Here is a 16,855-nt window from a genome sequence, read left to right on the forward strand (position 1 = left end):
CGACTATAGCGCAAAGGGTATGTGAGCTACATCGAAAGTCGATTTTTGCTTGTTTCATATCAAAACAACTCAACACACACATCTTTTTATAACAATTTATACACTTGCTCCGGCGTACTGACAAGCCGATACGCTCTGAAAGTGTAGTCTATTTCGCAATAGTGTAGACGCAAAAGTGAGTCACTAAACCTTTTCACCATCCCATCCGTACAGCTAGGAAAAATATGCCTAGTTGATATACTAGGCCAAACTCAACTCACAGTGCGCCGATGAAATACCAAGACTTACGAGATTTTATAGCCCAGCTTGAAAAACAAGGAGAACTTGTTCGCGTCAAGCAGCCCATTTCCACCAAACTAGAAATGACTGAAATTGCAGACCGAACGCTGCGAGCAGGTGGACCCGCTATCCTATTTGAAAACCCTGTTGGTTATGACATTCCGGTACTGGCTAACCTATTTGGCACACCAAAGCGCGTCGCAATGGGGATGGGACAAAGCGATGTCAGTGAACTAAGAGAAGTCGGCAAGTTACTCGCTTTTTTAAAAGAACCCGATCCACCGAAGGGAATTAAAGAAGCCATTGGCCAGCTACCGGTATTCAAACAAGTGTTGAATATGCCAGCCAAAGAAGTGAAAAAAGCCCCATGTCAGGAAGTTGTACTGAGCGATAATGAGGTTGATCTCACTAAACTACCTATTCAACATTGCTGGCCTGGTGATGCCGCACCTTTAATTACATGGGGGTTAACGGTAACCAAAGGTCCTTATAAAAAGCGTCAGAACCTAGGGATTTATCGTCAACAGCTATTGGGTAAAAACAAAATTATTATGCGCTGGCTATCACATCGTGGCGGTGCGCTTGATTTTCAGGAGTGGTGCAAAGAGCACCCCGGCGAACCGTATCCGGTATCTGTTGCACTTGGCGCTGATCCCGCGACGATTTTAGGTGCGGTAACCCCAGTTCCAGATACGCTAAGCGAATACGCATTTGCAGGTCTACTGCGTGGTAGTAAGACGCAGGTTGTTAAATCAATTTCAAACGAACTGCAAGTACCAGCGAGTGCCGAAATCGTCTTAGAAGGATATATTCAACCGGGCGAGCTCGCGCCAGAAGGCCCATATGGCGATCACACCGGCTACTACAATGAAGTTGACGACTTCCCTGTAATGACTGTCACTCATATGACACATCGCAAAGATCCTATTTATCACAGCACTTATACGGGCCGCCCGCCTGATGAGCCAGCTATTCTTGGTGTTGCGCTCAACGAAGTATTCGTGCCGATTTTACAAAAGCAATTTCCGGAAATCGTCGATTTTTACCTTCCACCAGAAGGCTGCTCATACCGCATGGCGGTCGTCACCATGAAAAAGCAGTATCCAGGTCATGCTAAACGCGTGATGATGGGCGTATGGTCTTTCCTTAGACAATTTATGTACACCAAGTTTGTCATTGTTTGTGATGATGATGTAAATGCTCGCGACTGGAATGATGTGATTTGGGCGATAACAACACGTATGGATCCCGCAAGAGACACCACCTTAGTTGAAAGCACGCCTATTGATTATCTCGATTTTGCTTCCCCTGTGTCCGGACTTGGTTCTAAAATGGGTATGGACGCAACCAACAAGTGGCCGGGTGAGACCGACCGTGAATGGGGCGAGCCTATCGTTATGGATCCCAAGGTTAAACAACGCGTTGACGAAATTTGGGATACCCTAGGGATCACCATCAAATGACATATATCATCTAACATTGTGCACTCAGCTATGCTAGAGTGCACAGACTTTAGCCACGTGCTTAATAAAGGTAACACATGCAAGTATTAGCAGCAGAGGTTGTCTCAATTACACCTCTTACGGAATTTGTTCACAAAGTTATATTAAAACCTGAAGAAGCGGTGCAATTCGAAGCCGGCCAGTATCTGCAATTGGTACTTGGTGAAAAAGACAAACGTGCTTTCTCGATTGCCAGCAGCCCTTCAAAAACAGAGCAGTTAGAGTTACATATCGGTGCTTCTGGCGCAGACTCTTATGCCATGCAATCACTAGATCACCTACGTAACGCTTTTGATACAAAGCAAACCGTTGCATTAGAAGTTGGTCTTGGCGTATCTCAGATCCGTGTTGATCAAGCGCGTCCACTAGTTCTACTTGCCGGCGGCACTGGGTTTTCTTATGTCAAATCTATGGCCGATCACTTGGCTGAAACAGGTTACGACCAACCTGTTTTATTTTATTGGGGTGTAAAAGAAGAATCTGCGCTATATGCAAAAGCGGAGATGGAAGCTTGGGCCGCCTCAAATAAACACTTTCAGTTTATTCCTGTGGTAGAAAATGCCAGTGAGGCATGGCAAGGCCATCGCGGCTTCGTTCATCAGGCTGTGATGAAAGATATCGTTTCTTTAGAACCGTACAGTATTTATATGGCTGGCCGCTTTGACATGATAGGTATCGTGCGTGATGACTTTATCAATCATGGAGCTGAGCGCGACTTTATGTACGCCGACGCTTTTGCGTTTATTAAGTAACCTGAGCTGCGGATAATTAATGCCTTTCTAGCAGCCAGTTTTAGCGCTAACTGCGTTGAATTCACTTCCAATAGCCAGCTATTGGTGCGTAAATTCGCCTTATTTTCCCTAAAACTCTCTGGCTAGACAAGGAAAAAACTAAGTTGTGCTTTAGAAACAATGAGTTGGAACATTCCTTATCCAAACCTCAGGTTAAGTAACTTAAGCCAAGTTATTTAATAGCAATTTATCCAATGTGTGGCAGGTGTTTAGTCACACATTGGAAAAACAGAACGAACCAATCAAAACAATCCATTTTACCAAAGCAGTCTCACCCGCTACTCTCATATTACACACAAACACCGCGAGAAATATGATGAGTAAACTCTATGTTCGTGACATCATGTCACCCGATTTCCCACAGTTAACCGCCGAGACCGAACTAACCGACGCGATTAGTTTGCTACAAAAGCATCATTTAATTGGTGCGCCAGTGATAGATGCACAGCGTCATCTTGTTGGATTTATTTCAGAGCAGCAGCTACTCAAGCCTTTGCTTAATTCCAGCTACTTTTGTGATGGTAAAGTACAGCTGAGAGACTTACTGGCTACGCCTGCCCTCAGTATCGAAGCTGCAACAACCGTTGTCGACCTTGCACAACGTATGCAGCAAAATAGTCCTAAGGTTTATCCCGTACTCAATGAAGGCAAAGTGATTGGAATTGTGACACGTAGCCAAGTCGTTGCGGCGCTAAAAGAGAGTTATCTTAGCTGTGCGGGGTGATCCCACACAGCAATTTCAGCCTACGCTTTCTTTGCAAGCAACGCTTTTTTATCAGCTTCGCTTAAAAAGGCAATCTCAACCGCATTGCGCTGCGCTTTATGGATATCACTCAAATCTAAACCTGCCGCCGCAGCTGCATGGCTATACTCGTTGTCCAACTCGATACCTTGAACCGCAGGGTCATCGGTATTGATGGTTGCCAATACACCATGATCTAAAAATGCTTTCAATGGATGCGTGGTTAAACTTTCGACAGTACTTGTTTGGATATTACTGGTTAGGCAAGACTCGATCCCGATACGATTATCACGTAAATAGTCCATCAGAGCTGGGTCATGGATTGCTTTAACTCCGTGACCGATACGTGTTGCACCAAGTTCTTTAATGGCTTGCCAGATACTTACCGCGCCCTCAGCTTCGCCAGCATGTACCGTCACACCAAGGTAAGCATCGCGAACCTGCTTATAATGTTCAATAAACAGCTCGCCCGGGAAGCCCAGCTCGTCACCCGCGAGGTCAATCGCAACCAACTGCTCTTTAAAGGCAAGTAGCGCGTCTAGCTCATATTGGCATTTCTCAACACCAAATGTGCGTGACATAATCCCGATCAGGTTAACCTTAATGTCTTGGCCTTTAACTGCACTTTGTACACCGTCGACTACGGCTTCAACAACGCCCTGCGGGTGTAGATTATGGGTTTTTGCCATGTAGTAAGGGCTAAACCTTAGCTCAGTGTAATCAATACCTTGTGCAACTGCGTCGGCAACATTTTCAATCGCAATACGGCGACAAGCATCGTAGTCACCTAGTACCTTTACGCCCCAATCTAGTTTTTCAAGAAACGCCATTAGATTAGGTGCATTGTCCAACACTTGAACATGCGGGCGTAGACCTTCGAGATCCGTTGCTGGTAAATCCATATTAAACTGCTGGCCAAGTTCTAAAATCGTTGTAGCACGAACGTTACCATCTAAGTGGCGATGTAAATCTAATAGTGGGAGTGTGTTATTGATCATAAGAGACTCGATTTGCAGTTAAAATTTTTGGGATCATACGCACCTAAACTGAGATAGCAAGGACATATGTCAGAATTGAGTATAACTAACTTTAGTACAAAAAAGCCTGCACATTGCTGCGCAGGCTTTTCGTTACGATTTTGCGATTAAATACGCTTTCTCGTAGGTATGCATTTTTTCGTAGGCGAGCTGAGCTTGCTTACTCCAGCGCGCTTCCCAAGGGTTTGCGCTTAAAGAATCAAAGATCTTCGCAGCAAGTTCATAATCCCCCTCAGCATTGCAAAGGCAAGCCAATGAGAACAGCAACTCCTTGTCATCTGGATGTTTTTTCAATTGCTGCTGCAGTGCTAATTTGAGTTCATTACTACTTTGCGTGCTGTGTTGCAGATAGTCCGCCAACTGGTGATATTGACCTTGTTTAAGCAGCTTCTTGAGCTCGCCCAACACTTCCGCTATGCGTCCCTGTTGCAGCTTCACCTTATTAAGAGCAGGTATTGCATGCGCTTTTACTGCCTTAGGTAGCATATTAAACAAAGTGTCTGCTTGCTCTGGGGCTATCACAAACATGCGCTCGAACACACTCTGCCACTGTGTATCACTCCAGTTGAGCTTTTTGTGCCACTTCGCGATTTGTGCAGCGGCCAGCTCGGGTTGCTTAGCCTGTAGGCAAGCTAAAATGTAACCGCTAAGCACCGCAGAAGTTGGTTTAGCCGCAGACATTTTATCATCAAGTAAAGCCAACGCCTGTTCACTATTATTTGCCTCTAGCCATAGTGCCGCGAGCTGCCCTTGGTTGTCATCTGATATTGCTTCTAGCTCCGTATTCGCTTTGACAATATCTCCTTGTTTTAACGCCGCTTTGGCTGCGATGGCACGCACATAGTCTTGGCGTTCATCCGGCTGCGGCGTTTTCGTCAACAAAGTTGCGGCTTGTTCCACTTCGCCGTTAATAAATAGCCACAAACTTTCGTTCCATGCTTGTTGCGCTTTTAGTTTGCGCTTTCTGGAAAAATGACCTTTCGTATTGACTAGGCGATGCCACGACCAACGCACTACCTTACCCAACAACACTAAAGCGGTGATGACAAGCAACAACAAGATAGTGAAAGACACTATGCTGCCTTCAATCGTGGTTTGATTGAAAGAGATCAACACATAGCCTTTCTCATCAATGAGCAAATGACTGGCGGCTAGCGCGATAAAGATAAGCGCGAAGGTGATGATTTTTGCCATCATTTTAGCCACCCTTTTACTGCTGCTGGGGTGGCAAGCTCAATCGACTCTTGGCGCTGAACTTCACTGCGGCTCAGCTTGTTTAAAGCCTGCTGCATCGCGCTCACAGGCGCGTGTTGCGTATCAAAATAACGCGCCAATGTGTCGGCTGCACTATCAAGCGCACTGAAGTAAATGCTCGCCTGTTGATCCATTAATGCGGTTTGTGCTTGGGTTAAATAAGCACGCAGCTGCGTGCGTATAAGCAGCTGCTCGTTTTTATCGAGCAGTGGGTCTATCACCACTTCATCATGATGACGTATGGTAATAAAGTCATCAACCAACCCCCGCCAAGAGCGCTTTAAGTTCGCTTGCCAATCATCAACCTGTTGCGATAGCGCAGCATCTTCACTCGCTGCCTTTTGCGGAATCTGCTTGGTTTTGATCGTTAGCGTATCAACTTGAGACAATAAACCATGAAGCTCAAAGTAAAGTGACTCCGTTTGTGGCTTAGGCAAGGCCTTCAAAGCGGCAATATCTTTAGCAATCGCCTGCTGAACAGCAGCCGTGTTGGACTCAGACTCTAAGCTCTCTTGCAAGCGCTGCAGAATAGCGATTGCGCCAAGATAATCTTGCTCTGCCGCGACCTTAAATGCAGCAAGGCGCTGTAAATACAATGCCTCAGAGGCCACGGCACCGCTTACTTGCTGCTGCGCCTTGGCAAGCGTCTGCGTTAGCTGGGTTTCCACATGTTGCTGCTGCTCAGCCAATCGCTTTGCGACATTGTCTTGCAACGAATCAAGCACATTTTCTACTCGCTGAAGTTGCGATTTAGCGCCACTCAGCTGTGTGTTTAGTAGCTGATTTTCAGCGTTAATCGCTTGGTTAGCTAACAACGCTTGTTGCAACTGTTGTTGCTGTTGCAAATAAACATAGCCAGCACCAGCGCCACTACCCAGTGCCACTAATAATGCAAGGAGCGCAACCTTACTCACACCAGCCTTAGCGTGATGTGGCGTTACGGTTTGCTCTGCTGCTTTTGCAGCTTGCTGGGTATTTGTATTCTTTGTTTGCGATTCAGACTGAGTCATTTTGCGCCCTTGCTGCTTGGTATAGTCGATGATACTCCCTGCGATGGCACGATTATCAGGGCCATGACATACCACAATTTGAGACTGTTCGATGTTATAGGATTGCTGTACATGCTCAGCAATACGTTGGCTCACAACAAAGAAAGTGCGCTGAGCCAACCAATCTTTACTTGCTGACGACTGCGTATTAAAAATCGCATCCGCTGCACTATTACTGGTAATGACTATACCTTCAATCTGCTGGCTTCGCCAGTGGTCTAACCAGCCATCTGCATTGTCTTTTACGGCAACGCGTTCATAAACCACCAAACTGTCAAGGATGGCCCCCCGCGCTTTTAAAGTTTGCGCAATAACGGGACGCCCGCCTTTCCCTTTGACCAACAATGCACGCTTGCCCTCAACAGAGGACAGCTGCGGGAGTGCAAGCAAGCCTTCGGAATCAGGTTGTTTAGGGTATTTAGCCTTGATATTTAGGGTCTGCTGGATAGCATCGGCCGTGCCTTCGCCAACAGCAAAAGCTGCGCAATGTCCAGCTAATGGTACTTCTAATTGGTGAAAGTATCGCACCGCATCTGGCGAGACAAAAATAGCTAACTCGGCTTCGCTTATCATTGCTTTGGCGGTGTCACTCACCGCCACTTCGTTAAGCTGCAATACTGGGCAAATCACTGAGCTAATTTGCTGCTGTGTCAGCAACTCAGATAAAGGCTCTGATTTGCCAACGGGTCGAGTTAGCACAACTTTCATTTAAGCGTCCCTATAAACCTCAGCAAGAATTTTATCTGCACCTTGCGCAAGTAAGGATTCTGCCAATTGAATTCCAAGTTGCTCAGCCTCTGCAACCATACCTGAGCATTCGCCACGCAAAATTTCGCTGCCATCGACAGCACCTACTAAACCGCGCAAGTGCACCTGATCGCCCGAGACTTCGGCGTAAGCACCTATAGGAACCTGACACCCTCCTTCCAAACGGCGGTTCATCGCCCGCTCGGCAAGTACACGAATACGTGTATCAGTGTGCTCCAGTGGTGCGAGGAATGCTTTAGTTTGAGCATCATCGCTACGACACTCGATGCCGACAGCGCCTTGACCATTGGCCGGTAATGAAGCCTCAGGTTCAATGTAACTTGCGATTCTATCCACCATTTCTAAACGGATAAGTCCCGCGGCGGCCAAAATAATGGCATCAAACTCACCCGCATCTAGCTTGGCTAGGCGAGTATTCACATTACCGCGTAAGTCTTTAATGATTAAGTCCGGACGTGCTGCTCGAATTTGACATTGGCGACGCAGGCTTGATGTGCCAACCACAGCACCCTCAGGCAACTCTGCCAGTGAGGTATAAGTATTAGACACAAACGCGTCTCTTGGGTCTTCGCGTTCGCAAATAGTATGCAGCTCGAGCCCTTCAGGGAAATCAACAGGTACATCTTTCATTGAATGCACTGCAATATCTGCGCGCCCTTCTAACATGGCCTGCTCAAGCTCTTTGACGAACAACCCTTTACCGCCAATTTTTGCCAGTGGTGTATCTAAGATCTTGTCGCCTTTCGTCGACATCGGCACAAGCTCTACTTTTAGATTCGCATGGTGTTTTTCAAGCTCTGCCTTAACAAATTCGGCTTGCCATAGCGCCAAAGCACTTTTGCGCGTTGCAATACGTAATATGGAAACTTGTTCTGTCATGATTTGCCTTTCATTTATTGCAGCGTTATTGCCGCTGCAAATAGTTAACTATGTGGTGATGGCAGTCAGTCACATGCTGCCATACACAATACTGCGAGTAAGATTATTGCTGACTATTATCCACAATGCGGAACGTCTTTTGGGCAAGCAGTTGTCCAGACTGCGTCACCACCTCAACACGCCAATCTCCGGTTTGACTCGGCATGACGTTCTTACTTGAATAAGTACGGTAGCGCGCGGCTTGGATCGGCAGCTCCACTTCTGCCATCAGCTCGTCTTGATGAAACCACAGGTGCGACACCACTTGATCCTTAAGCGCGTGCACTTCAGTGAAAAAGTACAGCTTGTCACTAAACTGAGTGGTCGCAATTACCTCTTTCAACACATTCGTTGGTTCGCGGTCATCAATCATAGTAGTGAGTACAGCGCGGCTGATAAATTGCGTGTCGATTTTTGCCCCTAGCGCGACACTGGCTATGCGCGCTTCAGCATCAAATTGATTTTTAGCTTCAGCCCTTGTTTCTGTTTCTGTTTCTGTTTCTGTTTCTGTTTCTGTTTCTGTTTCTGTTTCTTCAGAAGCTTGTTGCTGTTCTTGGTCTAGTGCAATGACTTGAGCGACCTCTATTGAGGGCGTCGTTAAAACGGTATCAGGTGAGGTATCCGCACTTAGCTGCTCGCCCTCACGCTCTTCATTAGAGTCTACTGATTCAGGAGAGTCATTCAGTGATGTATCGGTTTGCGCAATGGTGGCATGCATAGGTACTGCCACTTGGGTATCATCTTCATCTGCATTGACGTTATTCACGACACCATAAACCCCCGCGGTCGCAATGCCAGCAAATGCTGCCGTTGCCATAAAAATGCGTTTCCAGTGCCATTGATAGGTCACCGCTGAGGGCTCTGAGGGTTGCTTACTCACCGACGTTTTTATGACAATCTTTTGTGACATTGCTTTGCTCCTGTATCTGTCACCAGTACCTTATACCACTTAATATTAATCGCTCAGTCTCGTAATTAACCAAGCGCGAATGGCTTTTAACTCGTCAAGACAGACCTGATGCTCCATTGGGTAGTCTTGCCAGCTCACTTCATAGCCTTGCTGTTGTAACGTGTTAAATGCGTGCTCACCTGCAAACATAGGCACGACAGGATCAGCACTGCCATGCGCCATAAAAATAGTGAGCTCGCTTTGCTGTGCTTCTGCGCTGAGTTTTTCAGGCACACACATATAAGTTGATAGTGCCATGACACCAGCCAATTTAACAGTTAAACGCGGTGCAAGATGGAGCGCGATCACGCCCCCTTGAGAAAATCCAGCTAAGATAATGCGGTTAGCTGGAATACCTTTATCTAACTGTGCCTGAATTAACGCTTCAACCTGAGCTGATGAGTCTCGCACACCTTGCTCATCCGCTCTTTTATCCAGATCAAATGATTTAATGTCATACCATGCACGCATCACCATACCACCATTTATGGTGACCGGCTGCTCTGGTGCATGTGGAAAAATAAAGTGTGCACCCAATTCCTCAGGCAGGTTTAACTCAGAGGCAATGGGTAAAAAGCCGTTTCCTGAATCGCCTAAACCATGGAGCCAAATAATACTCGCTTTATGTTGTCCTTTGGCAGGATAATCTACAAACTCCAACATTAATCGTGCTGCCACTCTATTGCGATATTTGCCTGTTTAGTCGCCGCGTCGCTCATAAATTGCCAAAACTCAGCACCGGAGCGATTATCAATCCACTGATCGCCACGCAACTCAAAGTGATGACCATTAAACTTAGTCGCCACCCAGACTTGGTGCAATGGTGCTTGTTTGTTGATAACAATTTTGCTCTTGTCAGGGAAAATAATTTCTAGAATTCCCGATGCTGATTCGTAATCTAAATCAGCGTCACAATCATCGATCTGCTCTTCAATAGTCAACATTAGCGCATCGGCTAACTCATGATATTCACTTTCTGTCATCGTGATTTCCTCTTACTGACGCACTGCGGCATGGTGCCTAAGCTTAACTCGCTATTTGAGCAATTTGATGAAGACGAAATTTCAATAGCGAAAAGCTGCTTTTTTTATCAATTCTGTTACTCTGCGATTATAAAGGCACTGACACGAATTATCTAATGAAAGCGACACCTTATAAATTTAGCGTAACGGCACTTGTTTTTACTACTTTAATCGGATTATCGGGTTGCGGTCAAAGCGGTCCGCTTTATTTGCCTGAACAACAGGCTAAAAAACCAAACCAACCGAAAGCAGCACAAGCAAACCAGCCTGAAGCAGAACAACAGGAGCGTTAAAATGGATTATTTCAATTATCAAGATGGCGAGTTATTCGCTGAAGATGTCGCCATAACCACAATCGCCGAGCAATATGGCACTCCTTGCTATGTCTACTCGAAGAAGACTTTAACGCGGCATTATCACGCTTTTACGGATGCCGCAGCCGGTCATCCCCACTTAGTGTGCTACGCAGTAAAGGCGAATTCAAATATCGCCGTGTTGAATGTCTTGGCTCAGCTTGGTTCTGGTTTTGATATCGTGTCGAAGGGTGAACTTGCGCGAGTGCTAAAAGCAGGGGGAGATCCTCAAAAAGTCGTTTTTTCTGGTGTTGCGAAAACGGAAGATGAAATTGCGTTTGCGCTTGAGACTGGGATTAAATGCTTTAATGTTGAGTCAATTGCAGAGCTTCACCGCATCAGTGAAGTGGCAACCAGACTGGATAAAATTGCGCCAATTTCATTGCGTGTAAACCCAGATATCGATGCAAAAACTCACCCCTATATTTCAACCGGGTTAAAAGAGAACAAATTTGGTATTGATATCAAAGCCGCATTTGATGTTTACCAGCTCGCGTATGCCCTACCGGGTTTAAAAGTGGTTGGGATCGACTTTCATATCGGATCTCAGTTGGTTGAGGTTAATCCATTTTTAGCGGCGTTAGATAAAGTGCTGGCTCTAATCTCTCAACTTGAAAAAGCGGGAATTTACTTGCATCACCTCGATATCGGTGGCGGTCTTGGCGTGCCCTATGACGGTGAAAAACCGCCGCATCCAAGTGCTTACGCTGCAGAGATTAAAGCGCGATTGGCGCAGCTCAATGATCTAGAACTCATTTTTGAGCCTGGTCGAGCGATTGCTGCCAATGCCGGTGTGTTGGTGACTAAAGTCGAATTTATTAAGCCAACCGAGCATAAGCATTTTGCCATTGTTGATGCTGGTATGAACGACATGTTACGACCATCGCTTTATCAGGCTTGGCAAAATATCGTACCAGCCACACCGCGAGACGACGTTGACGCGATAAATTACGACGTGGTTGGTCCAGTGTGTGAAACGGGTGACTTTCTAGGTAAAGACCGAGTACTTAAAATTAAGGCTGGCGACTTATTAGTACAGCGCAGTGCAGGCGCGTATGGCTTTACCATGAGTTCAAATTACAACTCACGCCCCCGCTGTGCAGAGGTCATGGTTGATAACAACCAACACCATCTAATCCGCCAAAGAGAGCCGCTAGAATCTCTGTGGCAATTTGAGCAACTACTGCCACAATAATCCGACTTGGATACATCCTAGGGATGCAAAACAAGGCTTAATGCCAAGCAGCTTCCCTAGTCGAGGTATCCATGGCAAAGTATTAGTAAAGTGAGGCCATGGTTTTATACCAAAAGATAACCACTCTATGTTTATAAACTTTTCAAAAATGCATGGTTTAGGCAACGACTTTGTGGTGATAGATAATGTCACCCAAAATGTGTTTTTGTCTCGAGACCAAATTAAGAAGTTAGCAGATCGCCACTTTGGAATTGGCTTTGATCAGCTGTTGATGGTTGAAGCGCCTTATTCCCCGGACTTAGATTTTCATTATCGTATTTTCAATGCCGATGGTAACGAAGTTGAGCAGTGTGGTAACGGTGCTCGCTGTTTTGCTCGTTTTGTCCGCATGAAGGGCTTAACGAACAAACACAAGGTTTGTGTCTCTACAAAGGGCGGCAATATCACCCTTTATACCGAAAAAGACGGCCAAGTTACCGTGAATATGGGCAAACCAAACTTTAACCCACAAGCCATTCCGTTTCGTGCAAACAAACAAGAAAACACCTATATTTTAAGAGCCGACGAACATACGGTGTTTTGTAGCGCGGTTTCTATGGGCAATCCTCATGGCGTGATTATTGTCGATAGTGTAGAAACCGCAGAGGTAGCTACACTTGGACCACTCCTTGAACACCATGAACGTTTCCCACAAAAGGCCAATATTGGCTTTATGGAAGTGATTTCTCGTGAATACGTTAAGCTACGTGTTTGGGAGCGCGGCGCTGGCGAAACGCTTGCCTGTGGCACAGGAGCATGTGCTGCCGTAGTTGCAGGCATAATGCAAGGCAAGTTAGAAGAAACCGTTAGGGTCGACCTACCAGGTGGCAGTCTTCAAGTGCGTTGGGGCGGTCAAGGTCAAGTAGTGAAAATGACCGGACCGGCGGAGCATGTTTTTGATGGGCAAATCGCAATATGACCATAAAAGAAGCAAATTCGACTGAACAATTAGTCATTGAGTACCTGCGCAAGCATCCTGATTTTTTGCTCAGGCACCCTTATGTGCTATTGGATTTGCAGCTACACCACCAGCAGCAAGGGCTTCCAAACCTTGCTTTGCACCAACAGCGGATGCTCCGCGATGAAGTCAACTCACTACAGCAGCAGATCAAAGACATGGTCCATTATGCAAAAGCCAACGAGCTGGTTTTCAAGCAATTGAGTGAATGCCAATTGGCTATCATGCGTTGTACTGAGTTGAGTGCAATCAATCATACGTTAGCGCAGCGCTTTGAGGACCACCCGGACATCCAAGCATGTAAACTCATCAACATCGATGATACGCTTTTGGAACTCGTGTCAGCTAAACTGAGCAGTAACAACTGCTACTTAGGACGACTCAGTCAGTCACAAGCTAAACTCTTGTTTGCCGATATTGAAGTAGGATCGGTAGCACTTTACCGCGTTGATGCGTCAGACAAAGGTCGCTTTATTCTGGCTTTTGCCAGCCGCTCACCAGAACACTTTTCGCCACAACACGACAATATGTTGATCACGGCTTTTATTCAAACATTATCGCTTAAGCTCGAAGCGCTGGCATGAGCCTAACACCACTATCGGAAGATTGGACGCAACCAGTAACCGCCTTTATGGCACACTTGCGCCACGAAAAGCACTACTCAGAACATACACTAACCCAATACAACACTCAGCTTATTCAAGCAGCGCAGTATTTTTGTGACCACGCCTCTTCTTGGCTAGAAGTCAGTGGCGAGCAAATTCGCCGCTACAGCATGAAGCTTCGCGGTCAAAATTACAGCCCAAGAACCATCAACCTTAAGCTCAGTTGTATTCGGAGCTTATATAAATTTCTCAAGCTCAAGTCACAATCGCAACAGGCAGTCGTCAATCCCGCGCAAGGGATCCGAGGGCCTAAGTTTCAAAAGCCACTCCCAAAGAACCTTGATGTTGACCAAATGGGACAACTTCTGGAAATTCAGGCAGATGATGCGCTTGCCATTCGTGATAAGGCCATGATGGAATTAATGTACTCTAGTGGTTTGCGATTAAGCGAGTTGATTGGCGCAAACCTATTGGATGTCAAAGACGGTGAAATACGCGTGCTTGGTAAAGGCGGCAAGGAGCGTGTTGTGCCTGTCGGTGGTAAAGCGCTAAACGCACTAGCTGATTGGCTCAAAATAAGGCCGCAATTTGCAACATTGGAAGAACCCGCGCTTTTTGTGAGCAAATTAAAGCGCCGGATCAGTCCTCGCCATGTCCGCGCAAGAATGAAAGAATGGGGTCTGAAACAAGGGGTTAGTACACCTATTCACCCCCATAAACTGAGGCACTCGTTCGCCAGCCACATGCTAGAATCCAGCGGTGACTTGCGCGCGGTACAAGAGATGCTTGGACATGCCAGCTTATCAGCCACTCAGGTCTACACCCATTTAGATTTTCAACATTTAGCAAAAGTGTATGATAGCGCTCACCCAAGAGCGAAAAAGCAAAAAGACGAGTAACAATGAGATTCAATAAGCCCATTTCAGACATTGCCGCCATCAGTTTTGATTTAGACGATACACTATACGACAACAGGCCTATTATCATTGCGGCCGTTAACGCCATGACAGCGCACCTGAATACTATTCCCGAGTGGCAAGCGAGGGGGCGATCATTCTGGTCTCAATGTCGAAACGAAACGCTCAAACAAAACAGTGCGCTTGCAGAAGATGTGACAAAGTGGCGTCAAGTGGCACTTGAATGGGGCTTCACGGCACTGGGCTTTGATACCGCAACAAGTAGACAGCACGCACTACGTGCCTACCAAGCCTTTGCCGATGCCCGCAGTAATATCACGGTCAGCGACGCCGTCATCAGCCTGCTTGCTCAGTTACGCAGTCAATATCACATTATTGCTATCACTAATGGTAATGTCGAGATAGATAAATTTAATCTTCGCGATAGTTTTGACTTAGTGCTTCGCGCTGGAATTGATGGCCGCGCTAAACCTCACCCTGAGCTTTACCAGCTTGCCTGCCAGCATTTTAACCTTGCACCACATCAACTTCTGCATGTTGGCGATAGCTTAGATACCGATGTACAAGGAGCACACCGTGCTGGCTGCCCTAGTGTTTGGCTTCGCAATCACTTTGCACCATACCAGTACAAAGGATTAGCCAATGTGGAAATCGATGACATACAAATGTTAAAAAAGATGATGTAATGTTTCCTTTCATGCGGTTGCATTCGGTGCTTGAATAACGTACTAATATTGACTTCCAAAAAACGATAATAATGGAAGTGAAATATGTCATCACAGGACACAACAAGTGACACAGGCTTTTTTGGTCATCCAAAAGGTCTGTTTACACTGTTTCTCACCGAGATGTGGGAGCGAATGAGTTATTATGGCATGCGTGCCATGTTAGTGCTTTTCATGACGGCAACCTTACAACAAGAAGGCCTTGGTTTTACTGTCGCATCTGCAGCCGCAATATATGGCCTCTACACTGGTTCGGTTTATTTCTTAGGGTTACCTGGCGGATGGATAGCCGACCGCCTCCTTGGTGGTCAACGCGCGGTTTGGTACGGCGGGATCATCATCATGTGTGGCCACATTATTCTCGCCATTCCTAGCGAGTTTTCTTTTTTTGTGGGCCTTATCTTTGTTGCCAGTGGTACGGGCTTATTAAAGCCAAACATCAGTGCCATGGTTGGGCAGCTCTATAATGATGAGGATAATCGTCGTGACAGTGGTTACGCCATTTATTATATGGGGATCAATTTAGGCTCTGTGATTGGTTATATGGTGTGCGGCTACTTTATGGAAAATGTCGGCTGGCACTGGGCCTTTGGCGCAGCGGCTGTCGGTATGGCAGTCGGCCTTATCACGTATCGTTTAACAGGCAAACATATTGCCACTGTCGGTAACGAGCCAACTAACCCCATGAAAGGAAAAGAGAGCGTAAAAGCATGGAGTGCTATAGGCCTTGCAATTGCGGCTGTCGCAGCAGTTACCATTGCTGCATTTACTGGCGTATTAGTGATAAACCCTGTGGTACTGGCAAAGTATGTAGCCTTCGCTTTCACCATTACGTTTTTCTTGTACTATGGTTATATCTACTTTGCTGGAAACCTAGATGAAAATGAAAAGCGCCGAATGTGGGCTCTCTTTTTGGTTTGCGTTGCCTCTACCTGCTTTTGGTCTGGCTTTGAGCAAGCAGGCTCTTCGCTTAACCTCTTTGCTCGTGATTATACGGACCGCTTAATAGGCAGCTTTAGTATTCCCACAGCTTGGTTTCAATCTGCCAATGCCTTTTTCATTATTATCTTATCACCTTTCTTTGCAGCGCTTTGGATTAACTTAGCCAAGCGTATGATCACGCCAACCTATAGCGTAAAATGTGCGATTGGCCTTATCATCATGGCGAGCGGATTTATTGTGATGTTTTTCGCTTCCCAATATGCAGCCCAAGGCCTACAAGTAGCGCCAATGTGGTTGATAACCACTTACTTTCTGCACACCGTGGGTGAACTTTGCTTAAGCCCAGTGGCGTTGAGCGCAGTAAGTAAGTTATCTCCCAAACGTTTTGCTGGGCAAATGATGGGGGTTTTCGTACTCACTTACTCCATTGGTAATATCTTCTCGGGTCTGCTCGCTGGTAGCTTTGATCCTAATAATATCGAAGACTTGCCCAACCTTTATCTGCAAATTGCATTATTTACGATCGGTATTGGTGTATTTGTCGGTGTGCTTGGTCTTAAAACCAAGCATTGGGAAAAACAATCTGAAAAGCCACTGACAGAACAAACGGCTTAAACGAATTGGAGATGTAGGAGTGATGACTTCTACATCTTCTCAAACTAAGCTAAAATCAGATAACTACAATTCGGCACGCCCATTGCTGCTTGATGTCTATATCAACAAAAACACATACGGTTCAATAAACTTTTATTATTCATTTCTGTAACTCGATTCCTTGTCCAAAATAGAGTCACACAACACAAATATGTC

The 16,855-nt window shown here is 46.1% G+C and carries 17 protein-coding genes; 10 read left to right on the plus strand and 7 right to left on the minus strand.

Going from position 1 to position 16,855, the window contains the following annotated elements:
* Positions 1 to 269: 269 nt before the first annotated feature.
* The 3 genes from ubiD to ABMY45_RS21635 all read left to right on the plus strand — a co-directional run bounded on the left by ubiD (position 270) and on the right by ABMY45_RS21635 (position 3,296).
* Positions 270 to 1,742, plus strand: a complete 1,473-nt coding sequence (gene ubiD, locus ABMY45_RS21625; RefSeq protein ID WP_174170991.1) for a 4-hydroxy-3-polyprenylbenzoate decarboxylase — start codon at positions 270 to 272, stop codon at positions 1,740 to 1,742.
* A gap of 77 nt (positions 1,743 to 1,819) precedes the next feature.
* On the plus strand, positions 1,820 to 2,533 hold the full coding sequence (gene fre / locus ABMY45_RS21630; RefSeq protein WP_010604238.1) for an NAD(P)H-flavin reductase: 714 nt from the start codon (positions 1,820 to 1,822) through the stop codon (positions 2,531 to 2,533).
* A 355-nt stretch (positions 2,534 to 2,888) separates the two neighbouring features.
* Positions 2,889 to 3,296 (plus strand): CBS domain-containing protein, encoded by a 408-nt coding sequence (locus tag ABMY45_RS21635; RefSeq protein ID WP_010604237.1) that lies wholly within the window; start codon positions 2,889 to 2,891, stop codon positions 3,294 to 3,296.
* Between the two features lie 20 nt (positions 3,297 to 3,316).
* On the opposite strand, the gene add is transcribed toward ABMY45_RS21635, so the two are convergent.
* The 7 genes from add to cyaY all read right to left on the minus strand — a co-directional run bounded on the left by add (position 3,317) and on the right by cyaY (position 10,272).
* Positions 3,317 to 4,312 (minus strand): adenosine deaminase, encoded by a 996-nt coding sequence (gene add / locus ABMY45_RS21640; RefSeq protein WP_039491021.1) that lies wholly within the window; start codon positions 4,310 to 4,312, stop codon positions 3,317 to 3,319.
* Between the two features lie 132 nt (positions 4,313 to 4,444).
* Positions 4,445 to 5,548, minus strand: a complete 1,104-nt coding sequence (locus ABMY45_RS21645) for a heme biosynthesis HemY N-terminal domain-containing protein (protein WP_206472106.1) — start codon at positions 5,546 to 5,548, stop codon at positions 4,445 to 4,447.
* Complete coding sequence (locus tag ABMY45_RS21650; RefSeq protein ID WP_349289502.1) at positions 5,545 to 7,362, minus strand: uroporphyrinogen-III C-methyltransferase; 1,818 nt, start codon at positions 7,360 to 7,362, stop codon at positions 5,545 to 5,547. Before ABMY45_RS21650 ends, ABMY45_RS21645 begins: the two co-directional genes overlap by 4 nt.
* On the minus strand, positions 7,363 to 8,301 hold the full coding sequence (gene hemC, locus ABMY45_RS21655; RefSeq protein ID WP_227387634.1) for a hydroxymethylbilane synthase: 939 nt from the start codon (positions 8,299 to 8,301) through the stop codon (positions 7,363 to 7,365).
* Positions 8,302 to 8,404: 103 nt separating this feature from the next.
* Positions 8,405 to 9,250: a DUF2914 domain-containing protein gene (locus ABMY45_RS21660; RefSeq protein ID WP_349289503.1), complete on the minus strand. Its 846-nt coding sequence runs from the start codon at positions 9,248 to 9,250 to the stop codon at positions 8,405 to 8,407.
* Between the two features lie 45 nt (positions 9,251 to 9,295).
* The gene (locus ABMY45_RS21665) at positions 9,296 to 9,952 is read right to left on the minus strand and encodes an alpha/beta fold hydrolase (protein WP_174171020.1); all 657 of its coding nucleotides are present in this window, start codon (positions 9,950 to 9,952) and stop codon (positions 9,296 to 9,298) included.
* Positions 9,952 to 10,272, minus strand: a complete 321-nt coding sequence (gene cyaY / locus ABMY45_RS21670) for an iron donor protein CyaY (RefSeq protein ID WP_010378141.1) — start codon at positions 10,270 to 10,272, stop codon at positions 9,952 to 9,954. Before cyaY ends, ABMY45_RS21665 begins: the two co-directional genes overlap by 1 nt.
* 155 nt (positions 10,273 to 10,427) lie before the next feature.
* Here cyaY and ABMY45_RS21675 point away from each other — a divergent pair, with 155 nt between their 5' ends.
* The 7 genes from ABMY45_RS21675 (at position 10,428) to ABMY45_RS21705 (ending at position 16,660) form a co-directional block, all read left to right on the plus strand.
* A complete protein-coding gene (locus ABMY45_RS21675; RefSeq protein ID WP_099031388.1) occupies positions 10,428 to 10,604 on the plus strand; it encodes a lipoprotein in 177 nt (58 codons plus the stop codon).
* 1 nt (position 10,605) lies between these two features.
* On the plus strand, positions 10,606 to 11,859 hold the full coding sequence (lysA, locus tag ABMY45_RS21680) for a diaminopimelate decarboxylase (RefSeq protein WP_227387636.1): 1,254 nt from the start codon (positions 10,606 to 10,608) through the stop codon (positions 11,857 to 11,859).
* Positions 11,860 to 11,986: 127 nt separating this feature from the next.
* Positions 11,987 to 12,817 (plus strand): diaminopimelate epimerase, encoded by an 831-nt coding sequence (dapF, locus tag ABMY45_RS21685; protein WP_174170997.1) that lies wholly within the window; start codon positions 11,987 to 11,989, stop codon positions 12,815 to 12,817.
* Positions 12,814 to 13,440, plus strand: a complete 627-nt coding sequence (locus ABMY45_RS21690; RefSeq protein ID WP_349289504.1) for a DUF484 family protein — start codon at positions 12,814 to 12,816, stop codon at positions 13,438 to 13,440. Before dapF ends, ABMY45_RS21690 begins: the two co-directional genes overlap by 4 nt.
* Entirely contained in the window at positions 13,437 to 14,360 is a 924-nt protein-coding gene (locus tag ABMY45_RS21695; RefSeq protein WP_102055832.1) for a tyrosine recombinase XerC, read from the plus strand. The genes ABMY45_RS21690 and ABMY45_RS21695 overlap by 4 nt, the downstream gene beginning before the upstream one ends.
* A gap of 2 nt (positions 14,361 to 14,362) precedes the next feature.
* Entirely contained in the window at positions 14,363 to 15,064 is a 702-nt protein-coding gene (locus ABMY45_RS21700; protein ID WP_206472100.1) for an HAD-IA family hydrolase, read from the plus strand.
* Between the two features lie 84 nt (positions 15,065 to 15,148).
* Positions 15,149 to 16,660: a peptide MFS transporter gene (locus tag ABMY45_RS21705; protein ID WP_010604223.1), complete on the plus strand. Its 1,512-nt coding sequence runs from the start codon at positions 15,149 to 15,151 to the stop codon at positions 16,658 to 16,660.
* Positions 16,661 to 16,855: the final 195 nt, after the last annotated feature.

This window comes from Pseudoalteromonas sp. XMcav11-Q, from assembly GCF_040104525.1.
In the GTDB taxonomy this organism is placed as follows: Bacteria; Pseudomonadota; Gammaproteobacteria; order Enterobacterales; family Alteromonadaceae; genus Pseudoalteromonas.